Source organism: Pseudomonas sp. 43(2021) (assembly GCF_017490805.1).
Taxonomy (GTDB): domain Bacteria; phylum Pseudomonadota; class Gammaproteobacteria; order Pseudomonadales; family Pseudomonadaceae; genus Aquipseudomonas.
Genome location: NZ_JAFGYJ010000014.1, coordinates 58,246 through 82,497 on the forward strand (window position 1 = coordinate 58,246; position 24,252 = coordinate 82,497).

General features: G+C 61.8%; 21 protein-coding genes. 13 read left to right on the forward strand and 8 right to left on the reverse strand.

Translation table 11 applies throughout. From position 1 onward, the window contains the following. The first annotated feature begins 1 nt into the window (after position 1). Positions 2 to 640 carry an endonuclease III gene (gene nth, locus J5M71_RS14065; protein ID WP_013973953.1) on the forward strand — a complete coding sequence of 213 codons (639 nt, stop codon included), beginning with the start codon at positions 2 to 4 and terminating at the stop codon, positions 638 to 640. 104 nt (positions 641 to 744) lie between these two features. Beyond that, positions 745 to 921, forward strand: coding sequence for a hypothetical protein (locus tag J5M71_RS14070; protein ID WP_207832927.1), 177 nt, complete (start codon positions 745 to 747; stop codon positions 919 to 921). A gap of 57 nt (positions 922 to 978) precedes the next feature. Here the strand turns inward: J5M71_RS14070 and J5M71_RS14075 are convergent, their stop codons facing one another. Continuing rightward, complete coding sequence (locus J5M71_RS14075; RefSeq protein WP_207832929.1) at positions 979 to 1,602, reverse strand: response regulator transcription factor; 624 nt, start codon at positions 1,600 to 1,602, stop codon at positions 979 to 981. A 366-nt stretch (positions 1,603 to 1,968) separates the two neighbouring features. On the opposite strand from J5M71_RS14075, the gene J5M71_RS14080 reads away from it, so the two are divergent. After that, entirely contained in the window at positions 1,969 to 2,451 is a 483-nt protein-coding gene (locus J5M71_RS14080; protein WP_207832931.1) for a hypothetical protein, read from the forward strand. 69 nt (positions 2,452 to 2,520) lie between these two features. On the opposite strand, the gene J5M71_RS14085 is transcribed toward J5M71_RS14080, so the two are convergent. Beyond that, positions 2,521 to 3,738 carry an argininosuccinate synthase gene (locus J5M71_RS14085; RefSeq protein WP_013973956.1) on the reverse strand — a complete coding sequence of 406 codons (1,218 nt, stop codon included), beginning with the start codon at positions 3,736 to 3,738 and terminating at the stop codon, positions 2,521 to 2,523. A 514-nt stretch (positions 3,739 to 4,252) separates the two neighbouring features. Beyond that, positions 4,253 to 5,227: an OmpA family protein gene (locus J5M71_RS14090; RefSeq protein ID WP_207832933.1), complete on the reverse strand. Its 975-nt coding sequence runs from the start codon at positions 5,225 to 5,227 to the stop codon at positions 4,253 to 4,255. Between the two features lie 130 nt (positions 5,228 to 5,357). On the opposite strand from J5M71_RS14090, the gene pyrC reads away from it, so the two are divergent. Next, positions 5,358 to 6,404: a dihydroorotase gene (pyrC, locus tag J5M71_RS14095; RefSeq protein ID WP_207832935.1), complete on the forward strand. Its 1,047-nt coding sequence runs from the start codon at positions 5,358 to 5,360 to the stop codon at positions 6,402 to 6,404. Then, positions 6,401 to 7,075 carry a ribonuclease T gene (rnt, locus tag J5M71_RS14100; RefSeq protein WP_063913139.1) on the forward strand — a complete coding sequence of 225 codons (675 nt, stop codon included), beginning with the start codon at positions 6,401 to 6,403 and terminating at the stop codon, positions 7,073 to 7,075. The genes pyrC and rnt overlap by 4 nt, the downstream gene beginning before the upstream one ends. A gap of 160 nt (positions 7,076 to 7,235) precedes the next feature. Here rnt and J5M71_RS14105 read toward each other — a convergent pair whose 3' ends face one another. After that, complete coding sequence (locus tag J5M71_RS14105; protein WP_003254945.1) at positions 7,236 to 7,838, reverse strand: peroxiredoxin; 603 nt, start codon at positions 7,836 to 7,838, stop codon at positions 7,236 to 7,238. 224 nt (positions 7,839 to 8,062) lie between these two features. On the opposite strand from J5M71_RS14105, the gene J5M71_RS14110 reads away from it, so the two are divergent. Further along, positions 8,063 to 8,281, forward strand: a complete 219-nt coding sequence (locus tag J5M71_RS14110; RefSeq protein ID WP_003254947.1) for a bacterioferritin-associated ferredoxin — start codon at positions 8,063 to 8,065, stop codon at positions 8,279 to 8,281. A 201-nt stretch (positions 8,282 to 8,482) separates the two neighbouring features. Beyond that, entirely contained in the window at positions 8,483 to 8,956 is a 474-nt protein-coding gene (gene bfr / locus J5M71_RS14115) for a bacterioferritin (protein WP_063913140.1), read from the forward strand. A 57-nt stretch (positions 8,957 to 9,013) separates the two neighbouring features. Here the strand turns inward: bfr and grxD are convergent, their stop codons facing one another. Both grxD and J5M71_RS14125 read right to left on the reverse strand, forming a co-directional pair. Further along, entirely contained in the window at positions 9,014 to 9,349 is a 336-nt protein-coding gene (gene grxD, locus J5M71_RS14120) for a Grx4 family monothiol glutaredoxin (protein ID WP_003254949.1), read from the reverse strand. A 91-nt stretch (positions 9,350 to 9,440) separates the two neighbouring features. Continuing rightward, positions 9,441 to 11,549 (reverse strand): molybdopterin-dependent oxidoreductase, encoded by a 2,109-nt coding sequence (locus J5M71_RS14125; protein WP_207832937.1) that lies wholly within the window; start codon positions 11,547 to 11,549, stop codon positions 9,441 to 9,443. Positions 11,550 to 11,947: 398 nt separating this feature from the next. On the opposite strand from J5M71_RS14125, the gene argF reads away from it, so the two are divergent. Both argF and J5M71_RS14135 read left to right on the forward strand, forming a co-directional pair. Beyond that, the gene (gene argF, locus J5M71_RS14130) at positions 11,948 to 12,868 is read left to right on the forward strand and encodes an ornithine carbamoyltransferase (protein WP_207832939.1); all 921 of its coding nucleotides are present in this window, start codon (positions 11,948 to 11,950) and stop codon (positions 12,866 to 12,868) included. Next, positions 12,865 to 13,974, forward strand: coding sequence for an ABC transporter ATP-binding protein (locus J5M71_RS14135; protein WP_207832941.1), 1,110 nt, complete (start codon positions 12,865 to 12,867; stop codon positions 13,972 to 13,974). The genes argF and J5M71_RS14135 overlap by 4 nt, the downstream gene beginning before the upstream one ends. Before the next feature lie 141 nt (positions 13,975 to 14,115). On the opposite strand, the gene ybaK is transcribed toward J5M71_RS14135, so the two are convergent. Continuing rightward, positions 14,116 to 14,586: a Cys-tRNA(Pro) deacylase gene (gene ybaK, locus J5M71_RS14140; RefSeq protein ID WP_016488787.1), complete on the reverse strand. Its 471-nt coding sequence runs from the start codon at positions 14,584 to 14,586 to the stop codon at positions 14,116 to 14,118. A 303-nt stretch (positions 14,587 to 14,889) separates the two neighbouring features. Between ybaK and J5M71_RS14145 the strand changes: the two genes are divergently transcribed. The 4 genes from J5M71_RS14145 to glpD all read left to right on the forward strand — a co-directional run bounded on the left by J5M71_RS14145 (position 14,890) and on the right by glpD (position 20,073). Continuing rightward, positions 14,890 to 15,741, forward strand: coding sequence for an MIP/aquaporin family protein (locus J5M71_RS14145; RefSeq protein ID WP_063913144.1), 852 nt, complete (start codon positions 14,890 to 14,892; stop codon positions 15,739 to 15,741). Positions 15,742 to 15,792: 51 nt separating this feature from the next. Then, positions 15,793 to 17,292 (forward strand): glycerol kinase GlpK, encoded by a 1,500-nt coding sequence (gene glpK / locus J5M71_RS14150; protein ID WP_207832943.1) that lies wholly within the window; start codon positions 15,793 to 15,795, stop codon positions 17,290 to 17,292. Between the two features lie 244 nt (positions 17,293 to 17,536). Beyond that, complete coding sequence (glpR, locus tag J5M71_RS14155; RefSeq protein ID WP_207832945.1) at positions 17,537 to 18,292, forward strand: DNA-binding transcriptional repressor GlpR; 756 nt, start codon at positions 17,537 to 17,539, stop codon at positions 18,290 to 18,292. A 242-nt stretch (positions 18,293 to 18,534) separates the two neighbouring features. Next, positions 18,535 to 20,073, forward strand: a complete 1,539-nt coding sequence (glpD, locus tag J5M71_RS14160; protein ID WP_207833020.1) for a glycerol-3-phosphate dehydrogenase — start codon at positions 18,535 to 18,537, stop codon at positions 20,071 to 20,073. 43 nt (positions 20,074 to 20,116) lie between these two features. On the opposite strand, the gene J5M71_RS14165 is transcribed toward glpD, so the two are convergent. Beyond that, complete coding sequence (locus tag J5M71_RS14165) at positions 20,117 to 24,142, reverse strand: NEL-type E3 ubiquitin ligase domain-containing protein (RefSeq protein ID WP_243434188.1); 4,026 nt, start codon at positions 24,140 to 24,142, stop codon at positions 20,117 to 20,119. Positions 24,143 to 24,252: the final 110 nt, after the last annotated feature.

Genomic DNA, 24,252 nt, shown 5'->3' on the forward strand with positions numbered 1-24,252 from the left:
CATGAATGCCGCCAAACGCCTGGAGATCTTTCGCAGGCTGCACGAAGACAATCCCGACCCGAAGACCGAACTGGCCTACACCACGCCGTTCGAACTGCTGGTTGCCGTGACACTGTCCGCGCAGTCCACCGATGTCGGCGTCAACAAGGCCACCGCCCGCCTGTTCCCGGTCGCCAACACCCCCGAGGCCATCTATGCCCTGGGCGTCGAAGGCCTGAGCGAGTACATCAAGACCATTGGTTTGTACAACAGCAAGGCCAAGAACGTCATCGAAGCCTGCCGGCTGCTGATCGAACGCCATGACAGCCAGGTACCGCAAACCCGCGAAGCCCTGGAGGCGCTGCCCGGCGTGGGCCGCAAGACCGCCAACGTAGTGCTCAACACAGCGTTCCGCCAGCCGACCATGGCGGTGGATACCCATATCTTCCGGGTCAGCAACCGCACAGGCATTGCGCCAGGCAAGACGGTGCTGGAAGTGGAGAAGAAGCTGATCAAGTTCGTACCAAAAGATTACCTGCTCGACGCCCACCACTGGCTGATCCTGCACGGGCGCTATGTGTGCCAGGCACGCAAGCCACGGTGCGGCAGTTGCCGGATCGAAGACCTGTGCGAGTACAAGCACAAGACCTCCGACGATTGAGTCGATAGCTGGAAACCACCTGTGACGATTGAAAAAATCTTTTTTACCAGCGTCTGCTTTCTGGTTATAAGGACGGCCAATGGCCCCTTGGCTTGGAGCGACTCATGAGTAGCGATAAAGACGACCTGTCGATCGAAGATGATTTTGTTGCCGCAGAGGATGATGTGGAACCCCAGGTGGAAACCGCAAAAACCAACCTGAGCAAACGCCGCACTATCGACAATATGCTGGAAGAAAGGCGCCTGCAGAAGCAGCTGGCCGACTTCGACTACGATCTGTAGCCCGGGACCAGCAGCCTTGGCAAAGCCTCCAGGCAGGAGGCTTTACGGCCTTGGCGGTCAGTTCAACCCTTGCCGTTGCGCCAGCTCGATCAGGTCGACCAGCGACCGCGCGTTGAGCTTGAGCAACAGACGCGACTTGTAGGTACTGACCGTCTTGTTGCTGAGGAACATGCTGTCGGCAATCTCCTTGTTCGAACGCCCTCGTGCCAGTTGCTGCAACACTGTCATCTCGCGCGCCGAGAGGCGGTTGACCATATCTGTCTCACTCCCGCCTCCCCTGCCACGTGACGGATGCAGAGCCTGGTTGGGGAAGTAGCTGTAGCCCGACAATACGGCCTTGATGGCGCTCAGCAGCTCGGTGAGTTCCTGTTGCTTGCACACATAGCCCGCCGCCCCCGCCTGCATGCAGCGCATCGAGAAGTTGCCTGGGGGCTGCGATGTCAGCACCAGCACCTTGCTGCCCGGGCTGAAGGTCGCCATACGGGCGATCACCTCCAGGCCATCCAGTTTGGGAATACCGATATCGAGCACCACGATATCCGGCAGGTGTTGCCGTGTCAGCTGCAATGCAGCCACCCCGTTGTCGGTCTCCGCCACGACGTCATACCCATGCCGCTCCATCAGCATGCGTACGGCCAAGCGTATGACCGGATGATCATCTACGATAAGCACTTTATTCATGCGATATCCATTCATTGTTTTTGCTTTGGTCCGCCAAGATAACCGACAGAACGCTTGCTGGCGCGGTGATTTACCGGCGAAATACATGAGCAGATAAAACCTACAGCACTTACAGAAATTTCCTACACACAACTACCGTAGTTGTAACAATCAAATTCCTTATTACCGAAATGAACGGTATCACCCACCTGCAAAAGTGCCCAGTTGAAAACTGGCCATTACCTGAGGAATTATCCAATGCGAACACGCTGAACAAACAAGGCTGTCAGGATTTCGGCCGATTATTCCTCACCCGGGAAACAATCCAGTCTTTAGTTGAGCGTTGCTGTAGGGTAATGATGGGCAAAATCGCTGGAGACGGCCCATATGCCCCAAGCACAACCTGTCGCCCCGCTGACGATCATTGCCATCTTCGCGGGGATTATCGAAGCCTCTGCCCTTGCCACACTGCCGTTTCTCAGCGAGTCCAGCCAAAATCTCTATACTTGGTTCCTGGTGGGCTTCCCGTTCTTTCTGACGGCCCTGTTCTTCCTCACGCTCAACTTCAATTACAAGTCCTTCTACAGCCCGTCACCAAACAGAACGGCAAACGACAACACGCCGACATTGAACGCCCAGGCCAAACCTGCAATGCCCAGTGATGCCAGCGAAGCGCTACAGGGCGAGCCCGTCACGTTCATGTTTTCCGGCCCCGATGCCAATCGCATGATGGAGCAACAAGTGCTGCTCACCCTTGCCCAACCGCCTCTGCCAGCGCGCACCTGGCGCTTTTGCAACCTGGATAAACGCCAATGCGCACAACTGTCGATCAGCGTGCTTGAGGGTCAGATGGCAAACGATGGCCATTGATGCCCAAGGCTTTCCACAGGCAAAAAAAACCCCGGCCTGGGCCGGGGTTTTTACTGCACATGCCAGCGATCAGAGCAGCGAGCGGCCCTTGTTGGCAGCAATGCGCATACGCAGGGCGTTGAGCTTGATGAAGCCGGCAGCGTCCGCCTGGTTGTAGGCGCCGCCATCTTCCTCGAAGGTGGCGATATTGGCATCGAACAGCGAATCGTCCGACTTGCGGCCAACCACGGTGACGTTGCCCTTGTACAGTTTCAGGCGTACCACGCCGTTCACGTTGACCTGCGAAGCGTCGATCATCTGCTGCAGCATCAGACGCTCCGGGCTCCACCAGTAGCCGGTGTAGATCAGGCTGGCATACTTCGGCATCAGCTCATCCTTCAGGTGAGCGACTTCGCGGTCCAGGGTGATCGACTCGATGGCACGGTGGGCCTTGAGCATGATGGTGCCACCAGGGGTCTCGTAGCAACCACGCGACTTCATGCCGACGTAACGGTTCTCGACGATATCCAGACGGCCGATGCCGTTGGCACCACCGATACGGTTCAGGTCGGCCAGGACGGTGGCCGGGGTCTTCTCGACGCCGTCGATGGCAACGATGTCACCGTTGCGGTAGGTCAGCTCGATGTAGGTAGCCTGGTCCGGGGCGTTCTCGGGCGAGACGCTCCAGCGCCACATGTCTTCTTCGTGCTCGGTCCAGGTATCTTCCAGGACACCGCCTTCGTAGGAGATGTGCAGCAGGTTGGCGTCCATCGAGTACGGCGACTTCTTCTTGCCGTGGCGCTCGATCGGGATGCCGTGCTTCTCGGCGTAGTCCATCAGCTTCTCGCGGGACAGCAGGTCCCACTCACGCCATGGGGCGATGACCTTGACGCCTGGTTTCAGGGCGTAAGCGCCCAGTTCGAAACGCACCTGGTCGTTGCCTTTGCCGGTGGCGCCATGGGAAATGGCGTCAGCGCCGGTTTCGTTGGCGATTTCGATCAGGCGCTTGGCGATCAGCGGACGGGCGATGGAGGTACCCAGCAGGTACTCGCCCTCGTAGACGGTGTTGGCGCGGAACATCGGGAACACGAAATCACGTACGAATTCTTCGCGCAGGTCGTCGATGTAGATCTCTTTAACGCCCATTGCCTGGGCCTTGGCACGGGCCGGCTCGACCTCTTCGCCCTGACCCAGGTCAGCGGTGAAGGTCACCACTTCGCAGTTGTAGGTATCCTGCAGCCACTTGAGAATCACCGAAGTATCAAGGCCGCCGGAATACGCCAGTACGACCTTTTTTACGTCCGCCATGCCATCACTCCACGGGGTTGTACGGAAAGGGATCGATTCTAACGACGTTGCAGATAAATTTACAGTGGGGCGACAGCTTCTGACGACAAAGCGACAGGAACTTTCGGAAGGGCGACGGGAGGCGGAGGGGGATTTGATCAGGGGTGCCAGATGCATGCCTCGCCATCTTCAGCGCCTGTGAGATCGAGCGCCGCCCGCGCGGCGCTTCGCGGGACAAGCCCGCTCCCACATCTGTTTCGGGCCAGTCACTCCTGCGAGGGCACCTCTGCCCGCCTTGTTTGTTCCCTTCGATATCGAAGGGGTCAAAGCTGCTCTTCATCCATTTCCAGCCATGCACCAAGACTGCCACCCATCTGGCACAGGAATAATTGGCCCGAAACAGATGTGGGAGCGGGCTTGTCCCGCGAAGCGCCGCGCGGGCGGCGCTCGATCTCACAGGCGCTGACAATGCTGTGGCGAACACCTGGTGGCCCCGATGCAATCCCCAGCCATGCCCACGATGGCCAACCCGACCTCAGGGCGCCTTCGCCCCCAGCGCGCCCGAGGCCGGAGCGGCAGCAGGCGGACTGGCTGGCGCTGCCGCCGGAGCAGCAGGCGCTGCCTGCTCAACCGGCTTCTCCACCGGTTTCTCAACCACCGCCACCCGATCCAGTTCGATATTCACCCGCCGGTTACGCGCCCGATTGGCCGCACTGTTGTTCTTCGCCAACGGGTAACGTTCACCATGGAAGCGCACGGTAATCTGCTCTTCCGGCACGCCATGAGCCTTGAGGTAGTCGGCCACGGCCAGTGCCCGGCGGCGAGACGTGTCGCGATTGGTCAGGCGGTTGCCGCTGTTGTCGGAGTGGCCGTTGAGCTCGACATGGTTCACCGTCGGGTCGGCTTTCATGTAGTCGAGGATCACATCCAGCCGCGCCTTGGCCGCGCCATCCAGCTCGATACCTCCGCCGGGGAAACCCACCTGGGTCTGGCGCACCTGGTCGTAGTTCATCGGCAGCAGCTTGCCGGCACAGGCTTGGTAGTCGCTGTAGGCCTTGGCGAAACTGACCGGCAGCACACGCACTTCCATCGGCCTGCCCGCCTCGCCGGCGTAATTGCGCACCACCGTGCTGCGCCCGTCGAGCAGGCCGTTGATCAGGCGGCTGGCCTGGCCCTGGGACGAACTGAACAACACCCCGGTGCGAGCCAGGCGCACGCTGCCCAGGCTGATGTCGCTGCGCCCGGGTTGCCACGGCGCAGCGGCTGCCAGCAAAGTGGCCGTGCCCGCACCCAGTACGTTGCTGTCCGAGCGCAGCTGGAACACCGGCTGTTCGCCCGCGCGGCGTACGAACTCACCACTGCCAAAACCGTCGATCGGCTGGATCAGCCGGCATTCGAACTGGTCCCCCTCGACCTTCCAGGCAATGTTCTCCATGCGCGTCTGGAAAGTCAGTGCGCCGGCCGGCAGGCTGGCGAACAGGGTCAACAGGGCTAGGTAACGCTGGCGCACGGGCGGCTCCACAAATTCTGACGGCTTACCTGCAGGCTATCGGGCGCCTGCCGGAAAACTTGATAGCCGTGCTCCACCCAGGGTTTTCCGGTAGCATTGGGGCTTGAGTTCGACCCGCCTGGAATCCCCAATGTCCGATCGCCTGACCCTCCTGCGTCCCGACGACTGGCACATCCATCTGCGCGATGGTGCCGTCCTGCCCCACACCGTTGGCGACGTGGCGCGTACTTTCGCCCGTGCCATCATCATGCCCAACCTGGTTCCGCCGGTGCGCAATGCCGCCGAGGCTGGCGCCTACCGTGAGCGCATCCTGGCCGCCCGTCCGGCCGGCAGCCGCTTCGAACCGCTGATGGTGCTTTACCTCACCGACCGCACCAGCCCCGAGGACATCCGCGCGGCCAAGGCCAGCGGCTTCGTGTACGCCGCCAAGCTGTACCCGGCCGGCGCCACCACCAACTCCGATTCGGGCGTGACCAGCATCGACAACATCTTCCCGGCCATCGAAGCGCTGGCGGAAGTTGGCATGCCACTACTGGTGCATGGCGAAGTGACCCGCAGCGAAATCGATGTGTTCGACCGCGAGAAGCGCTTCATCGACGAGCACATGCGCCGTGTGGTCGAGCGCTTCCCCACGCTGAAAGTGGTGTTCGAGCACATCACCACCAGCGACGCCGCGCAGTTCGTCACCGAGGCCCCGGCCAACGTTGGCGCGACCATCACTGCCCAGCACCTGCTGTACAACCGCAACCACATGCTGGTTGGCGGCATTCGCCCGCACTTCTACTGCCTGCCGATCCTCAAGCGCAATACCCACCAGGTGGCGCTGCTGGACGCTGCCACCAGCGGCAGCCCGAAGTTCTTCCTGGGTACCGACTCGGCTCCCCACGCCCGTCACGCCAAGGAAGCTGCCTGCGGTTGCGCCGGTTGCTACACCGCCTACGCGGCCATCGAGATGTACGCCGAAGCATTCGAACAGCGTAACGCGCTGGACAAGCTGGAAGGCTTCGCCAGCCTGCACGGCCCGGCCTTCTATGGCCTGCCGGCGAACACCGACACCATTACCCTGGTCCGCGAAGAATGGACCGCCCCGGACAGCCTGCCGTTTGGCGAGCAGACCGTGGTCCCGCTGCGTGCCGGCGAAAAACTGCGCTGGCGCCTGCTGGAGGAAAACGCGTGAGCGAAGACCTCTACGAAGATGACCTGGACACCCAGGGCAGCAGCGGCTCGCGCCACCCGATGGCCGAGCGCTTCCGCGGCTACCTGCCGGTGGTGGTGGATGTGGAGACCGGTGGTTTCAACAGCGCCACCGATGCCCTGCTGGAAATTGCCGCGGTCACCATCGGCATGGACGAAAAGGGCTTCCTGTTCCCCGAGCACACCTACTTCCACCGGGTGGAGCCGTTCGAAGGCGCCAACATCGAGCCGGCAGCGCTGGAGTTCACCGGGATCAAGCTGGACCACCCACTGCGCATGGCGGTAAGCGAGGAAAGCGCGCTGACCGACATCTTCCGGGGCGTACGCAAGGCGCTCAAGGCCAATGGCTGCAAGCGGGCGATCCTGGTCGGCCACAACAGCAGCTTCGACCTGGGTTTCCTCAATGCGGCGGTGACGCGCAATGACCTGAAGCGCAACCCGTTCCACCCGTTCTCCAGCTTCGACACCGCTACCCTGGCGGGCCTGGCCTATGGCCAGACCGTGCTGGCGCGGGCCTGCCAGAGCGCCGACATCGACTTCGACGGGCGTGAGGCGCACTCGGCGCGTTACGACACCGAGAAGACGGCCGAGCTGTTCTGCGGCATCGTCAACCGCTGGAAAGAGATGGGCGGCTGGCGCGACTTCAACGACTGAGTCGAAAAAGCATTCGCGGGCATGCCCGCTCCCACAGGGATCGCACCATGGCTGAGGCCTGTGGGGCACCTGTGGGAGCGGGTTTACCCGCGAAGAGGCCGGCACAGGACGGCACAAAAAAAACCGGCCACCAGGGCCGGTTTTTTCATGCAGGCGGCAATTACAGCTTGCCAGCGTTCTCGCTCAGGTAGGCAGCAACACCTTCTGGCGAAGCGTTCATGCCTTTGTCGCCTTTTTTCCAGTTGGCAGGGCAGACTTCGCCGTGCTCTTCGTGGAATTGCAGGGCGTCGACCAGGCGCAGCAGCTCGTCCATGTTGCGGCCCAGTGGCAGGTCGTTGACGATCTGCGAACGGACAACACCGTTGGTGTCGATCAGGAAGGCGCCACGGAAGGCCACGCCACCTTCGGACTCGACGTCGTAGGCCTTGCAGATTTCGTGGGTCATGTCGGCAGCCAGGGTGTACTTGACCTGGCCGATACCGCCGTTGTTGACCGGGGTGTTACGCCAGGCGTTGTGGGTGAAGTGCGAGTCGATCGACACGCCGATCACTTCCACGTTGCGCGCCTGGAAGTCAGGGATGCGGTTGTCCAGGGCGATCAGCTCGGACGGGCAGACGAAGGTGAAGTCCAGCGGGTAGAAGAACACCAGGCCGTACTTGCCCTTGATGGCCGAAGCCAGGTTGAAGCTGTCGACGATCTCGCCATTGCCCAGCACGGCCGGAACGGTGAAATCGGGGGCTTTCTTACCAACGAGTACGCTCATTGTAATCTCCTGATGAGGGTGAAAAACCGTTTGCCGGGCCAGACGGGCTTGCCCGACATCCAACAAAGGCCGACCATCATACACGGCTTCTGATGACAGGCCGACTCCAACGACAAAGCAACCGCCGGTCGCTCAAGCACGGCCCTTCCAGAAACTCCTTTGACAAGCATTCTCATTAACATTAAGCTCCACCCCATCGAGCCCACCAACGATGGTCAGCCTTTATGTATGTGTGTCTTTGTGTCGGCGTTACCGACGGACAGATCCGCGATGCGATCTATGAAGGATGCTGCAGCTACAAGGAAGTGCGAGCCGCGACCAACGTCGCCAGCCAGTGTGGTAAATGTGCCTGCGTGGCCAAGCAGGTGGTCCGCGAGACCCTGACCGAGCTCCAGGTCAGCCAGGCAGCCCTGCCCTACCCTGTGGAATTTACCGCGGCCTGAAAACCCAGAATTCAAAGAACCGGACCTGGCGTCCGGTTTTTTTATGCCCGCAATTCAATAAGTTAGCGCTCCAACGCGGTTCACAAACATTCTTATTTCCATTAATTTTCACTTATTATTCAAGAACTTAGGTTTGACACACCTAAGTATCGGGCTCAAACTTCCCTGCATTGGCACACTTCTACAGGGCAGGAACCCGACATGAAAGGCGACGTAAGCGTCATCCAGCATCTCAACAAGATCCTCGGAAACGAGCTGGTCGCGATCAACCAGTACTTCCTGCACGCACGCATGTACGAAGATTGGGGCCTGAACAAACTCGGCAAGCACGAGTACAAGGAATCCATCGACGAGATGAAGCACGCTGACAAACTGATCAAGCGTATTCTCTTCCTCGAAGGCATCCCCAACGTCCAGGACCTGGGCAAGCTGCTGATTGGCGAGCACACCAAAGAGATGCTCGAATGCGACCTGAAGATCGAACAGAAAGGCCTGGCCGACCTGAAAGCAGCCATCGCTCATTGCGAAACCGCTGGCGACTTCGGCTCGCGTGACATGCTCGAAGATATCCTCGAGTCCGAGGAAGAACACATCGACTGGCTGGAAACCCAGCTGGGGCTGATCGACAAGATCGGTATCGAGAACTACCTGCAGTCGCAGATGGGCGAAGAATAAATATTCGCCCCATGAAAAAACCCGCGATCAGCGGGTTTTTTCATGCTTGCCGGAAAATCAGGCCTCGGAAGCCTTGGCCTTGGCAGCCGCTTCCTTGATCAGGGTTTGCAGCTCACCCTTCTCGAACATTTCCAGCATGATGTCGCTGCCGCCGACCAGTTCACCGGCTACCCACAGCTGCGGGAAGGTCGGCCAGTTGGCGTATTTTGGCAGGTTCGCGCGGATTTCCGGGTTCTGCAGGATGTCGACGTAGGCGAACTTCTCGCCACAACCCATCACGGCCTGCGATGCACGCGCAGAGAAGCCACACTGCGGGGCATTCGGCGAGCCTTTCATGTAAAGCAGAATGGTGTTGTTGGCAATCTGCTCTTTGATCGTTTCGATGATATCCATGTAGCACCTCGGCTGAACTTTCCGACGCGGTCGTCGGCACGGTGACGCATTGTAACGGAAAGCCGAGCAGCATGCTCGGCCTTACCGTTCCTTACGCGGCCTCTACCTGCACGGGTACGCCATTGAGGGCGGCATTGCCGGAAACCTGGTCACGCAGGCGCTCATCGGTGAGGTCGTTGGCACTCACGCCAGGTTGCGCCTGGGCGATCTGCATGTGCACGCCCTGGCGAGAATGACCGAAGCCATGGGGCAGGCTGACCACACCCGGCATCATGTCCTCGCAGGCCTGCACCTCGACTTCAAGGTCCCCGGTACGCGAGCGGATACGAACCCGCTGGCCGTCCTGCAACTGCCGCTGCTGCAGGTCTTGCGGGTGCATCAACAACTGATGTCGCGGTTTGCCTTTCACCAGACGATGGCAGTTGTGCATCCACGAGTTGTTGCTGCGGACATGGCGGCGGCCGATCAGCAGCAGTTCGCCCGGCATCGGGGGGGCTTGTTGGGCCAGCCGGCGCAGGTCGTCCAGCAACACCTGGGGCGCCGCTTCGACAGCCTTGCTGGCAGTCGTCAGCCGTGCGGCGAGGTTGGCGCGCAGTGGCCCCAGGTCAAGGCCATGCGGGTGCTCGTCCAGCACTGCCAGCGACAATTGCCAGGGCGTCGCCTCACCATAGCGCCCCTTGCGCAGAGCCAGGTCGATCATCTGCGCTGGCGCCCAGGTCGGTTTCAACTCCAGCCCGGCGCGCCTGGCGAACGCTTGTGCCAGCCCAACGAAAATCTCCCAGTCATGCAGTGCCCCTTCGGGCTTGGCCAGGATCGCCCGGTTGAAGCGCGTCACGTTGCGCACGGCCAGCAGGTTGAACGTGCTGTCGTAATGGTCGTTTTCCAGCGCCCAGGTGGAAGGCAGGATCAGGTCGGCATGGCGGGTAGTCTCGTTGATGTACAGGTCGATGCTGAGCATGAATTCCAACCCCTCCAGCGCCGTATCCAGCTGGCGGCCATTGGGTGTGGACAGCACCGGGTTGCCGGCCACCGTCACCAGGGCACGCACCTGCCCTTCGCCGGGTGTCAGCACTTCTTCGGCCAACGCCGCCACGGGCAGTTCACCGCCGTACTCGGGCAACCCCGACACCCGGCTCTGCCAGGCGTTGAAATGGCCACCCGAGGTGGTCGCCACCAGATCGACGGCAGGCTCGGTGCACAACGCGCCGCCTTCACGGTCAAGGTTGCCGGTCACCAGGTTGATCAGTTGCACCAGCCAATGGCAAAGGGTGCCGAAGGCCTGGGTCGAAACCCCCATGCGGCCATAGCACACAGCCTTGTCGGCCGCGGCGAAGTCCCGTGCCAGCTGGCGAATGTCTGTCGCGGCAATGCCACAGTGCGCGCTCATGGCCTCTGCGCTGAACGGCGCGATTGCTTCGCGCACCTGCTGCAGGCCGGTGACCGGCAAGTGCGAGCCACGCGCCAGGCCTTCAGCGAACAGGGTGTTGAGCAAGCCACACAACAAGGCCGCATCCCCTCCCGGGCGGATGAACAGGTGACTGTCGGCCATGGCCGCCGTTTCGCTGCGCCGCGGGTCCACCACCACCAGGCGCCCGCCCCGGGCGCGCAGGGCCTTCAGGCGCTTTTCCACGTCCGGCACGGTCATGATGCTGCCATTGGAGGCCAGCGGGTTGCCGCCAAGGATCAGCATGAAACCGGTCTGGTCGATGTCCGGGATCGGCAGCAGCAGGCCATGGCCGTACATCAAGTGGCTGACCAGGTGCTGCGGCAACTGGTCCACCGAGGTGGCAGAAAAGCGGTTGCGGGTTTTCAGCAGGCCCAGGAAGTAGTTGCTGTGGGTCATCAAACCGTAGTTGTGCACGCTCGGGTTGCCTTGGTACACCGCCACGGCATTGCGCCCATGGGCCTGCTGGATCGCCCACAGCCTGTCGGCGGCCAGGGCAAAAGCCTCATCCCAGCCGATGGCCTGCCAGTGCTCGCCCACCCGCTTGTGCGGCTGGCGCAGGCGGTCAGGGTCGTTCTGGATGTCCTGCAGGGCCACGGCCTTTGGGCAGACATGACCACGGCTGAACGGGTCCTGGGGGTCGCCCTTGATCGAACTGATCAGCGCCCGCCCATCGTCGTCATGGCTGACTTCGATATTCAGCCCACAGATCGCTTCGCACAGGTGACAGGCACGGTGATGCAGGGTCTTGGTCATGGCCGCCTCTGCCTTGTTGTCGTGGAGGTAGTTGTGAAGAGTTGTCGAACATCGACTATGCACCCAGCCCCCACCACCGGCCAGCGCGCTTCGCGGCGTGAATCCACCGACATCAGGCACACGATTTGCGACAGCCATTTGCCAAATTGCCAGCAAGCCGTGTACAACCCTCTGTAGCAAATAAAAAACAGCACAGCCCGTCGGATAAAGACACCCTTTGCAACACCCTTTGGTATTGGGCAGCTGTTTCCCCTCTTGGCTTCAGGCGACATTTACTTATAGTATTGCGCCTTTCCCTATTTCGTCCGCCCCCGTGCGGCTTACGCCGCAGGTCACTCCCGTTGTCAAAAAAAACCATACGGTCGACCTGCATACCGTTGCAGATAAGGTAGTCAATCATGAGCGCTAGGCACTTTCTCTCCCTGCTGGACTTCACCACCGACGAATTGCTCGGTGTGATCCGCCGCGGCATCGAGCTGAAGGACCTGCGCAAGCGAAGCGTGTTGTTCGAGCCCCTGAAGAACCGCGTGCTGGGCATGATCTTCGAGAAGTCCTCGACCCGTACCCGCGTGTCGTTCGAGGCCGGCATGATCCAGCTCGGCGGCCAGGCCATCTTCCTGTCCCCGCGCGACACCCAGCTGGGCCGTGGCGAGCCGATCGGCGACAGCGCCATCGTGCTGTCGAGCATGCTCGACGTGGTGATGATCCGTACCCACGCCCACAGCACCCTGACCGAATTCGCCGCCAACTCGCGTGTGCCGGTGATCAACGCCCTGTCCGACGAGTCGCACCCGTGCCAGCTGCTGGCCGACATGCAGACCTTCCTCGAACACCGCGGCTCGATCCAGGGCAAGACCGTGGCCTGGATCGGCGACGGCTTCAACATGTGCAACTCGTACATCGAGGCGGCCAGGCAGTTCGACTTCCAGCTGCGCATCGCCTGCCCCGAAGGCTACGAACCGGACCCACGCTTCATGGCCATTGGCGGCGACCACGTGCAGATCGTGCGCGACCCGAAGGAAGCCGTGCGCGGCGCCCACCTGGTGACCACGGATGTCTGGACTTCCATGGGCCAGGAGGAGGAAACTGCACGGCGCCTGGCGCATTTCGCGCCTTACCAGGTCACCCGCGCACTGCTCGACCTGGCGGCACCCGACGCCCTGTTCATGCACTGCCTGCCAGCCCACCGTGGTGAGGAAATCAGCCATGACCTGCTCGACGACCCTCGTTCGGTCGCCTGGGACCAGGCTGAAAACCGCCTGCATGCACAGAAGGCCCTTCTCGAATTCCTTGTAGAACCGGCTTACCACCACGCATGAGTCAACCCCTACTGCTCAACCTGCGCAACCTCGCCTGCGGCTATGGCGACCAGCGCATCGTCCAGAACCTCAATCTGCACCTGAACGCAGGCGACATCGGTTGCCTGCTGGGTTCATCCGGTTGCGGCAAGACCACCACCCTGCGCGCCATCGCCGGTTTCGAGCCGGTGCACGACGGCGAGATCCAGCTGGCGGGCGAGGTCATTTCCCGCGCCGGTTTCACCCTGGCCCCGGAAAAACGCCGCATCGGCATGGTGTTCCAGGACTATGCGCTGTTCCCGCACCTGACCGTGGCGCAGAACGTTGCCTTCGGCATCGCCAAGCACCCGCGCCAGGCCGAGGTCATCGAAGAGATGCTCGAGCTGGTCAAGCTGGGCGGCCTGGGCGGGCGCTACCCGCACGAACTGTCCGGCGGCCAACAGCAACGGGTCGCCCTGGCCCGTGCGCTGGCACCGGAGCCGCAACTGCTGCTGCTCGACGAGCCATTCTCCAACCTCGACGTGGAGCTGCGCCGGCGCCTGAGCCATGAGGTGCGCGACATCCTCAAGAGCCGTGGCACCAGCGCCATCCTGGTGACCCATGACCAGGAAGAAGCCTTTGCCGTCAGCGACCAGGTCGGCGTGTTCAAGGAAGGCCGTCTGGAGCAGTGGGACACGCCCTACAACCTTTACCACGAGCCGCAGACGCCGTTCGTGGCCAGCTTCATCGGCCAGGGGTATTTCATCCGTGGGCAGATGAGCAGCCACGAGGCAGTCAATACCGAGCTGGGTGAACTGCGCGGCAACCGTGCCTACATCATGGCGCCGGGCAGCTCGGTGGATGTGCTGCTGCGCCCTGACGATATCGTCCACGCACCGGGCAGCGCGCTGCAAGCGAACATCGTCGGCAAAAGCTTCCTTGGTGCATCGACCTTGTACCGCCTGCAGTTGCCGACCGGCAGCCAGCTGGAGGCGATCTTCCCTAGCCATGACGACCATCAGGTCGGTGAGGATGTGGGGATTGCGGTAAAGGCCGATCACCTGGTGCTGTTCCCCGTGCCGGGTAGCGTGGCGGCGCAGTTGCCGCGGCAGGAAAACGGCGTGCGTCGATACAGTTCGGCGACCTGATTCAAAATCCTGAGGCCGCTTTGCGGCCCTTTCGCGACTCAAGGCCGCTCCCACAGGTACAGCGCACCATTCACGGGCGGCGTTGTACCTGTGGGAGCGGCCTTGAGTCGCGAAAGGGCTGCAAAGCAGCCCCGAAAATTCTCAGCCCCGCCCGATCCCGGCAAACTTGCCCTGGGTATGCTCGGCCAATACCGCTGCCGCCAACTCCACCTCCAGCCCACGCCGCCCGGCGCTGACATGGATGGTTGCAAAGTTCTGTGCCGAGTCATCGATAAAGGTGCGCAGGCGCTTCTTCTGCCCCAACGGGCTGATCCCTCCCACCAGGTACCCCGTGGCCCGCTGCGCCGCCGCCGGGTCGGCCATCTCGCACTTTTTCACCCCGGCAGCATGGGCCAGGGCCTTGAGGTCCAGCGTGCCCACCACAGGCACCACCGCCACCAGCAACTCCCCCTTCTCGCTGCTCGCCAGCAAGGTCTTGAACACCTGCTGCGGGTCGAGACCGAGCTTTTCCGCAGCCTCAAGACCATATGACGCCGACTTGGGGTCATGTTCGTAACTGTGCACACGATGCTCGGCGCGGTGCTTCTTCAACAGGTCTAGGGCGGGGGTCATGCAGGGGCTCCGGTCGGGGACGGCTCGGTGGCTACTTTAGGATAATTCCCACATCGCAGCCAGCGCACAGCAAGCGCACCCCTCTAGTACGCGGATCCGCACCGGAAATCAGCAGCCAGCTCGTGACCGACCGTTCACTTTCGACCTTTGACATCAGCGTTTCTTGTCTATATTTTTTCGTTTCTGAATAAATGGTGCACTTTTAAGGTGCATTTCCTACATCTGCCTGGGGTCAATGGGGATAGACTCCAGGCTTTGCTGTCGAGCGCCACGCGCCTCACAACAAAAAAAACGAGGTCATACATGACGACTGCTCTACGCCAACCCACGCTGTCCAGCCAATGCCTGGCCGAGTTCCTCGGTACTGCACTGCTCATCTTCTTCGGTACCGGCTGCGTCGCCGCGCTCAAGGTCGCGGGCGCCAGCTTCGGCCTGTGGGAAATCAGTATCATCTGGGGCGTGGGCGTCAGCATGGCGATCTACCTCACCGCCGGCATTTCCGGCGCGCACCTGAACCCGGCGGTGAGCATCGCCCTCACCCTGTTCGCCGGTTTCGACAAGCGCAAGCTGCCCTTCTACATGCTGGCCCAGGTATGCGGCGCGTTCTGTGGCGCAGCGTTGGTCTACACCCTGTACAGCAACCTGTTCTTCGATTTCGAACAGGCCCACGCCATGTTGCGCGGTAGCGAAGCCAGCCTGGAGCTGGCCTCGGTGTTCTCCACCTATCCGCACCCGTCGCTGTCCACCGGCCAGGCGTTCCTGGTCGAAGTGGTCATCACCGCCATCCTGATGGCCGTGATCATGGCCCTGACCGACGACAACAACGGCCTGCCGCGCGGCGCCATGGCCCCGCTGCTGATCGGCCTGTTGATCGCCGTGATCGGCAGCGCAATGGGCCCGTTGACCGGCTTTGCCATGAACCCGGCCCGCGATTTCGGGCCAAAACTCATGACCTTCCTGGCCGGTTGGGGCGAAATCGCCTTCACTGGCGGTCGGGACATGCCTTATTTCCTGGTTCCGGTGTTCGCACCGATCCTTGGCGCCTGCCTGGGGGCCGCGACCTATCGCGGCCTGATCGCCCGCAACCTGCCAATGGCAGCCGCCGTGAACCCTGAGACAAATGACAATCGCCAGGGCGATACTCAAGTCAATTGACGCCGGCATCAAGCCCAGCCCTGAACCCCTATTTTCGCAAGGCCTACGACCATGACAGACACCCAGGATAAGAACTACATCATCGCCCTGGACCAGGGCACCACCAGTTCGCGGGCCATCATTTTCGACCGCGACGCCAATGTGGTGGGTACCTCCCAGCGCGAGTTCGCCCAGCACTACCCGCAGGCAGGCTGGGTCGAGCATGACCCGATGGAAATCTTCGCCACACAGAGCGCGACCATGGTCGAGGCCTTGGCCCAGGCGGGTATCAGCCACGCCCAGGTCGCCGCGCTGGGTATCACCAACCAGCGTGAAACCACCGTGGTGTGGGACAAGGAAACCGGTCGCCCGGTGTACAACGCCATCGTCTGGCAGTGCCGCCGCAGCACCGAGATCTGCGCCCAGCTCAAGCGCGACGGCCATGAAGACTACATTCGCGAAACCACCGGCCTGGTCACCGACCCGTACTTCTCCGGCACCAAGCTGAAATGGATCCTCGACAACGTCGAGGGCGCCCGCGAACGCGCCGAGCGCGGCGAGCTGCTGTTCGGCACCATCGATACCTGGCTGATCTGGAAGTTCTCCGGAGGCAAGGTGCATGTCACCGATTACACCAACGCCTCGCGCACGCTGATGTTCAACATCCACAGCCTGCAGTGGGACGACAAGCTCCTGGAAATCCTCGGCATCCCACGGCAGATGCTGCCCGAGGTACGCCCTTCCTCCGAGGTCTACGGCCACACCAAGAGCGGCATCGCCATTGCCGGTATCGCCGGCGACCAGCAGTCGGCGCTGTTTGGCCAGATGTGCGTGGAGCCAGGCCAGGCCAAGAACACCTACGGCACCGGTTGCTTCCTGCTGATGAACACCGGCGACCAGGCGGTGAAGTCATCCCATGGCCTGCTCACCACCATCGCTTGCGGTCCGCGGGGCGAAGTGGCCTATGCCCTGGAGGGCGCTGTGTTCAACGGTGGCTCTACCGTGCAGTGGCTGCGTGACGAGCTGAAGATCGTCAACGACGCCCTGGATACCGAATACTTCGCCAGCAAGGTCAAGGACAGCAACGGCGTATACCTGGTGCCCGCCTTCACCGGCCTGGGCGCTCCGTACTGGGACCCGTATGCCCGCGGCGCGCTGTTCGGCCTGACCCGTGGCGTTAAGGTGGACCACATTATCCGCGCGGCACTGGAGTCGATCGCCTACCAGACCCGGGATGTGCTCGACGCCATGCAGCAGGACTGCGGCCAGCGCCTGTCCGAGCTGCGTGTGGACGGCGGTGCGGTGGCCAACAACTTCCTCATGCAGTTCCAGGCCGACATCCTCGGCACCTGCGTGGAGCGGCCGAAGATGCGCGAGACCACGGCATTGGGCGCGGCCTATCTGGCGGGCCTTGCCTGTGGCTTCTGGAGCGGTCTGGACGAGCTGCGCGACAAGGCGATCATCGAACGCGAATTCAGCCCACAGCTGGACGAAGCGCAGAAAGAGAAGTTGTATGCCGGCTGGAAAAAAGCGGTCGAGCGTACCCGTGACTGGGAAGATCACGAGGCCTGATCCCCGGCGCGAAAGCATGCCCAAATCCTGTGGGAGCGGCGTTACCCGTGAAGATGGCACCGGCTGCGCCGGTGTTCGCGGCTAAAGCCGTTCCCACAGGGACCAGTGCAAGCTTCCGGGTTTTGTGGATGGCGGGCGCCGCGGCAGGGACCGCGTGAAACAGCAGGCCCGTTAGTCTACTGGCCGTAGTCCGCGTCCTACGGCATCATTGCAGCATTTGTCCGGCAGCCCCAAAGGACCGCCCATGAATCTGCCCCCTCGCCAACAACAAATCCTCGAACTGGTGCGTGAACGCGGTTACGTCAGTATCGAAGAAATGGCGCAGCTGTTCGTCGTCACGCCACAGACTATCCGCCGTGATATCAACCAACTGGCCGAGCTCAACCTGTTGCGCCGTTACCACGGTGGCGCCGCCTACGACTCGAGCATCGAGAACACCGCCTACGCCATGCGTGCCGACCAGATGCGCGACGAAAAGCAACGCATCGCCGAAGCCGTAGCCCAGCAGATTCCCGACCATGCTTCGGTGTTCATCAACATTGGCACGACCACCGAGTCCATTGCCCGGGCGCTGCTCAACCATAATCACCTGAAGGTCATCACCAATAACCTGCACGTGGCCGCAATCCTTGCCGCCAAGGACGATTTCGAAGTGCTGGTGGCGGGAGGCACGGTGCGTCGTGATGGCGGCGTGGTCGGCCAGGCCAGTGTCGACTTCATCAACCAGTTCAAGGTCGACTTCGCCCTGGTGGGCATCAGTGGCATCGACGAAGACGGTAGCCTGCTCGATTTCGACTATCAGGAAGTACGGGTATCCCAGGCGATCATCGCCAATGCCAGGCAAGTGATCCTTGCCGCCGACTCCAGCAAATTCGGGCGCAACGCCATGGTGCGCATGGGCTCGATCAGCATGGTCGACTGCCTTGTGACCGACCAGGCGCCAGCCCCCGCCCTCACCCAGTTGCTCAACCAGTACAAGATTCGGCTTGAGGTGGTGTGAGGGCTGACAGGCGCATGCCACAGGTTTTGTAGCGCCTGCGAGATCGCGCGGCGCTCGATCTCACAGGCGCCTCACCTTTCACACCGATCACCCGAAATTTTCGTATATGTTCACTTCATTGTCATCTGATCAGTTTTTTCTATAAAGACTGGCTGGCGACCGGCTTTCTGTTGCGCTAATATTTTCGAAAACGAACATCAATGTTCATAATCGATATGAACAGCTACCAGGAGGCCTTGCCCGTGTCCAAGCCCGTTTCGTCCCAGCCCCCACTCGCTGACTGCTATGACCTCGCTGTGATCGGCGGCGGCATCAATGGCGTGGGCATCGCTGCCGATGCGGCCGGCCGCGGCCTCAAAGTGTTCCTGTGCGAAAAGGATGACCTCGCCCAGCACACCTCGTCGGCCAGCAGCAAGTTGATCCACGGCGGCCTGCGCTACCTGGAGCACTACGAGTTCCGCCTGGTGCGTGAAGCGCTGGCCGAGCGCGAAGTGTTGCTGGCCAAAGCCCCGCACATCGTCAAGCCCATGCGCTTCGTGCTACCGCACCGCCCGCACCTGCGCCCGGCCTGGATGATTCGCGCCGGCCTGTTCCTGTATGACCACCTGGGCAAACGCAAACGCCTGGGCGCCTCGCGCAGCCTGCGCTTTGGCGCCGGCTACCCGCTCAAGCCAGAGATCACCCGTGGTTTCGAATATGCCGACTGCGCGGTGGACGATGCGCGCCTTGTCATACTCAATGCCATGGCCGCCCGTGAAAACGGCGCGCACATCCGCACCCGCACTCGTTGCTTGCGCGCAGAGCGCAGCGAAGGGGTCTGGCAAGTCGAGCTGCAGCACGCCGATGGCAGCCTGCAGACCATCCGCGCTCGCGCCCTGGTCAATGCGGCCGGCCCGTGGGTAGCCAGTTTCATCAAGGATGACCTCAAGCTCGATGCGCCCTATGGCATCCGCCTGATCCAGGGCAGCCACTTGATCGTGCCGCGCCTGTACGAGGGGGAACACGCCTACATCCTGCAGAACGAAGACCAGCGCATCGTCTTCTGCATTCCCTACCTCGACCGCTTCACCCTGATCGGCACGACCGACCGCGAATACACCGGCGACCCAGCCAAGGTGGCGATCACCGACCAGGAAACCGACTACCTGTTGAAAGTGGTCAACGCGCATTTCAACCATCAACTGGGCCGCAGCGATATCCTGCACACCTATTCGGGCGTCCGCCCGCTGTGCAACGACGAATCCGACAACCCATCGGCAGTAACTCGCGACTACACCCTGGCGTTGTCCGCCGGGGAAGGCCAGGCACCGTTGCTCTCGGTGTTCGGCGGCAAGCTGACCACCTACCGCAAGCTGGCCGAGTCAGCCATGGCCGAGCTCAAGCCGCACTTCCCGCAAATGCGCGGCAGCTGGACAGCCAGCTCGCCACTGCCGGGCGGCGAACGGATGACCACCGTGCAAGCCTTGGTCGATGCCGTGCTGGCCCGTTGCGGATGGCTGCCGGTCGATATCGCCAAGCGCTGGGCTCTGACTTACGGCAGCCGCGTATGGCAGTTGCTCGAGGGTGTGCAAGGGCCGCAGGACCTGGGGCAGTCCATCGGTGGCGGGTTGTTCGCTCATGAAGTGGACTACCTCATGCGGGAAGAATGGGCCATGAGCGCGGACGACATCCTCTGGCGTCGCACCAAGCTCGGCCTGTTCACCAGCGTCACGGAGCAAGAAGCGCTGATTGAGTACCTTCGCCACAAGCAGGCAACCCAGGCCGCAACTCGCGCGGCCTGACATGCCAGGGTAGCCAGCCCGCAACGCGGATGGCCACCCTGCCTCACTCGGCAAAGCGCCTCCACGCCTCCTCGGCCAGTGCCCGCAGCAACTCACGCTCGGCCGCTTCCAGCTCATGCATCAGCTCGTCGGCTTTTTGCAGGTAGAGCTGCTCGCTGGCGCTTGCAGCTTGCGCCTCATACTCGGCCAGGCGCTGGTGGTAAGGCTCCGCAAGCTGCTCGAACCGTTCGGCGTACCGCCGCCTTGTGTAGTCCACCCAGAACGGCCTCTGCGCCAGGGCCTGCTGAATGGCCTGAGGCGTCTCGGTTTCCAGTACCTCCAGTCGAGCTTCGACCAGTTCGGCGTCCGTTATATTGGCATATGACGCGTAATGCATGTCCTCGACATGGATCGGCAATTCAAGCGCCTGCGCCAGCTGGTTACGGAACAACAGCCTGACCTCGATTTCATCGACCCGGTCAATGGCACCTGCGCGCATGCGCTGCACATGCCGGGCTGCGATCGCGTCCACCAGATCCAGCCGGTAAAGCTGGCGCCCCAGCCGTACCAGGCTTTGTTCCATCATGGCCGGTGGTACACCGGTGACACCCTGCTGTACCAGCACACCGACTTCCAGCTGATTCAATATCAACAGCAAACGGTCTTCACAACTGCGCGGCCCCCCGACCTCGCGGAACAACTGCTCGCGCACCACTTCGCTCTGCTCACAGGCATCCAGGATGCGCCATATGCGCCGACGGTAGTGGCCCGGGTGTTCCGTAAAATCGTCCCCCTGGCTCAGATCAGCCAGAAACCGGAACAGGTCGCGCGACCCGACCTCCTGCTGCAACCGATCCCAGGTCGCCTCGCGCTGCCTGCGCAGCGCCGGGTCACGGGTTTGCGTCCACAGCCCGCGGACCTCCACACTGGCTTCACGATGCTTGTAGGAGGTACTTCCTCGGGTGCCCGGGATTGTGCCGACATGCGCACGGTCGAGCTGCTCATGGCTGGCCCGGCTCAACGGGTTGTCATGCAGCTCGATTCGCGCCAGTCGCAAGTTCAGCCCTTGCATTTCCCGCTGCAGTTCGCGAATCCGGTTTTCTCGTGCGTCAATCAACGCTCTCCAGGAGGCGCGTGCCAGCAACTCCTCCAAATCCACCAACTCGGTCGCACGCAGATGCAGTTGCCGCACATGACGCAAACCTGACAGGTCCGGCGCCTGGCGTAGCGGATTGAAACTCAGCTCGATCGTATCCAGCAACGTTAGCTGGGCAAAGCGATGATTGGCTTCGGCGTTGATCACGATCTGGTTACGTGCAAGGTTCAGGCGGCGCAGGTGTACCAGCCTTTCTATTCCCGGCGGCACCTGAGTGAGGCGGTTTTCGCTCAGGTCCAGTTCGACCAGGTTGGGGAAGCGGTGGAGAAAATCCGCTTCGATGCTCGCCAGGTTCATATTGCGCAGGACCAACCGTTGCACATGCGCAAATTCGAGCCCCGCAGGCAGCGTCGGCAGCTCACCGACATGCTCGCCATCGATTACCAGCTCGTATTCGTCATTGGCATCCACCAGCTTGCGCCGCCAGCTGCGACGCAAGGTTTCGGCGACCCGACGGCGCCTCACGGCATCGGCAGGTGTTCGCCATTGGCCTTGCCATTCGCTCAAGGCCTGCCGCAGCTCCGCAAGCTGGCGTTGCAGCAGCTGGTAGTGATCCCAGAGACTATGGCCTTGCGCCCGCACAGCGTTCAGATAAGCCTGCAGCTGCAACTCGCTGAGCGTCGGAAAGATCTGGTGAATCCCGCGCCTGATCGCTTGCTGGCTGCTCTCCCCACCGCCGCTGAGCCTGTAGCCCAGGCGTCCGTCGCCAAAGCGCCTGGGCAGATGGATGCCTTCACCCGATGGCGCCAAGCCAATCAGCCGGCCAGCCAGTTCGCGATCGGCACTGGCTGCTTCCATCAACCAGTCACGTAGTTGCCTGGCATCGAGGCTACTGGAGCCCAGTGCGACCTTCTGCTCTTCGTCCAGGCATTGCACCACCACCTTCAGCAACGACTGGCCAGCACCCTCCGTGTTCGCACCATCGCCCTTGTCGAGGCGGTAACCTGCCCCGCTCCTCACGATGACCCTGGCCTGGGCTTTCGACTCGGGATGACTGGCAAACTGCACGCGACCATTGCGGCTGCCCGAGCGCAGCTCCACAGGGTGCGAAGAGGGCCATGGCGCCTTCTTCGCAACCAGCCCCATCACCAACTGCTCGCTGTCTGCGTTGATCATGCCATGCAAGCGCATGCCGAGGCAGGCCTTGTCCAGACGGCTGTCCCGAGCATACCGGCGCGCCCGTTCAGCCATGCTCAGCGGCAGGCGCCCGGTGGTACGGAAGCTTTCCAGCTGAGCAGTGCTGGTGTGCCTGATGATTTCCGCAGCCCCATGAGGCGTCAGGCCCTTGAACGCCTGCATCAGAATCACCTGGTCTGAATCAAGGGGTTCGCTCAGGGCGGTGAACGCCTCTTCGAACAATGGGCCTTCAAGCCCGGCTGAACTGCGATGCAGGCCTATGCGCTCATGCATGTCCTGGATCCGTGCCGGGACCGGCGCCAGCTCTACGCACAGGCGCCGCAGCTCATCGGTGCCGTAGCCGGTGACAGCCACAAGCGTGCGCGCATCATCCTCCAGCACACTGCCGAGCGTTTGTGGGGCGAGAGCTTGCAATAGCGCTGCAGGACTTTGCTCCACGTGCGCATGCGTGCTGCCGTGCCTGAGCTTCACCTTGCCCCCTGCGGCCAGTCCAGGTTCCAGCGCATCGACAAACGGAATGCGCGGCAATACATGCATGGTCCCGGAAACCGCCCCGGCCAGTGCCAGGTTCTCGGCAACGCTGAACAGGTGAGCCAGCGCTGCTTGGCGATCCCCTAATCGCCAGGCCTCATAGCCTTCGTAGACCTCGTCCAGCAACTGTGCGGCGTTGATCACCAGCAGCACCTCGCCCAGCGTGGGTATGAAAAAAGCCGCCATCCCCAACAGGTCCAGCCCTGCGGACAGCATCTGCTGCAACCGCTGCTGCCTGCTCTGGCGATCTTCATCATCCGTGGGCACGGCAATGAAACGCGCATCGTCGAAGATCCTGGCCATCTGCTGCGCCTGGACGTGGGCGAACACATCACCCGTGACGGGCAGGTTTCGGCCGTCGAGCTGCAGCGGCGAACCAGGGGCGGATGCTGCAAGCAGACTGGTCAACGCCTGGGTGAATCCGTTGCAGTCGCGTGCCTTGATGAACCGCTCGAAAAACCGGCGGAACGAGGGCGCACGCAAGCGCATGCCCATGTCCTGGTAGGCATCCTGCCAACTATCGTAGTGACGGATGGCTTTTTCAGGGTCATCAGGCACCCACAGGATGATTTCGTCGATCACATCGCTGCCGGCCACTCGCCATTCGAAGGCGATTACACCGATGATGCACTTGCCAAGCAAATAGAGCTGACGCGCAATCAGAGTGCCGTTGGCACCATCCTTTCCACTCTGCGAGGTGAAACATGACAGCAATCGCCGCAGGTCCGCTTCGTCCATATGCCCCTTGATCCTGGCCTCGTACAGCGAAGCTTCCAGGCGGGTGCGCTGGCAGTCCTGGAAAAGCTGCTCGATTTCCTTGCGCGCCTGATCCCTGGGTTGACCACGGCCCGACTTGGGCTGCAGCACATTCTTCAGCAGTGCCTGATAGCCCGCACCAACATCCAGGCTGCGGCACAACGCGGCAAAATGCTCGAACGAAAGGGGCAAGGCTACGCCTTGGGCGCCGACCAGCTTTGCCTTGCGCAACAGCCAAGGCCGGGTTTCCTGGTCCTGGAAGTTGTGCAAAGCCGCCGCCAGCAAACTGTGCTGTGACTTGTAGGTTACCGTGGGTTGATACAGTTTCTCGGCGGCCGAAGGCAGTTTGAACTGCTCTTCGATCAAGACGAACGCCTGCCGAGGATCGACCTGCTCCAGCCCCGCGTCGCGCAAGGCCGTTTCCAGCCGCGCCAGGGCAAACGTCTCGATCGAAGGAACAGGCTGCATTACCTGGCGCAAACGCTCGGCGCAGGCCTGCTGGGCTGACAAGGCCTGGCGAAAGGCCCGCGCATGCGCAACCTCGGCATTGACGAGCCATGAAGGTAGTTGTCGCGCTATCAAGTGATCGACAGAGGTTTGGGCGAAGGAATGAATGGCAG

Bases quoted from the DNA above. Each gene is read 5' to 3' on its own strand.
- nth (WP_013973953.1), top strand. From the start codon at position 2: ATGAATGCCGCCAAACGCCTGGAGATCTTTCGCAGGCTGCACGAAGAC.
- J5M71_RS14110 (WP_003254947.1), top strand. From the start codon at position 8,063: ATGTATGTGTGTCTTTGTGTCGGCGTTACCGACGGACAGATCCGCGAT.
- glpK (WP_207832943.1), top strand. From the start codon at position 15,793: ATGACAGACACCCAGGATAAGAACTACATCATCGCCCTGGACCAGGGC.
- J5M71_RS14075 (WP_207832929.1), bottom strand. From the start codon at position 1,602: ATGAATAAAGTGCTTATCGTAGATGATCATCCGGTCATACGCTTGGCC.
- glpR (WP_207832945.1), top strand. From the start codon at position 17,537: ATGAATCTGCCCCCTCGCCAACAACAAATCCTCGAACTGGTGCGTGAA.
- J5M71_RS14125 (WP_207832937.1), bottom strand. From the start codon at position 11,549: ATGACCAAGACCCTGCATCACCGTGCCTGTCACCTGTGCGAAGCGATC.
- J5M71_RS14080 (WP_207832931.1), top strand. From the start codon at position 1,969: ATGCCCCAAGCACAACCTGTCGCCCCGCTGACGATCATTGCCATCTTC.
- J5M71_RS14070 (WP_207832927.1), top strand. From the start codon at position 745: ATGAGTAGCGATAAAGACGACCTGTCGATCGAAGATGATTTTGTTGCC.
- ybaK (WP_016488787.1), bottom strand. From the start codon at position 14,586: ATGACCCCCGCCCTAGACCTGTTGAAGAAGCACCGCGCCGAGCATCGT.
- J5M71_RS14105 (WP_003254945.1), bottom strand. From the start codon at position 7,838: ATGAGCGTACTCGTTGGTAAGAAAGCCCCCGATTTCACCGTTCCGGCC.
- J5M71_RS14085 (WP_013973956.1), bottom strand. From the start codon at position 3,738: ATGGCGGACGTAAAAAAGGTCGTACTGGCGTATTCCGGCGGCCTTGAT.
- J5M71_RS14135 (WP_207832941.1), top strand. From the start codon at position 12,865: ATGAGTCAACCCCTACTGCTCAACCTGCGCAACCTCGCCTGCGGCTAT.
- grxD (WP_003254949.1), bottom strand. From the start codon at position 9,349: ATGGATATCATCGAAACGATCAAAGAGCAGATTGCCAACAACACCATT.
- bfr (WP_063913140.1), top strand. From the start codon at position 8,483: ATGAAAGGCGACGTAAGCGTCATCCAGCATCTCAACAAGATCCTCGGA.
- J5M71_RS14145 (WP_063913144.1), top strand. From the start codon at position 14,890: ATGACGACTGCTCTACGCCAACCCACGCTGTCCAGCCAATGCCTGGCC.
- argF (WP_207832939.1), top strand. From the start codon at position 11,948: ATGAGCGCTAGGCACTTTCTCTCCCTGCTGGACTTCACCACCGACGAA.
- pyrC (WP_207832935.1), top strand. From the start codon at position 5,358: ATGTCCGATCGCCTGACCCTCCTGCGTCCCGACGACTGGCACATCCAT.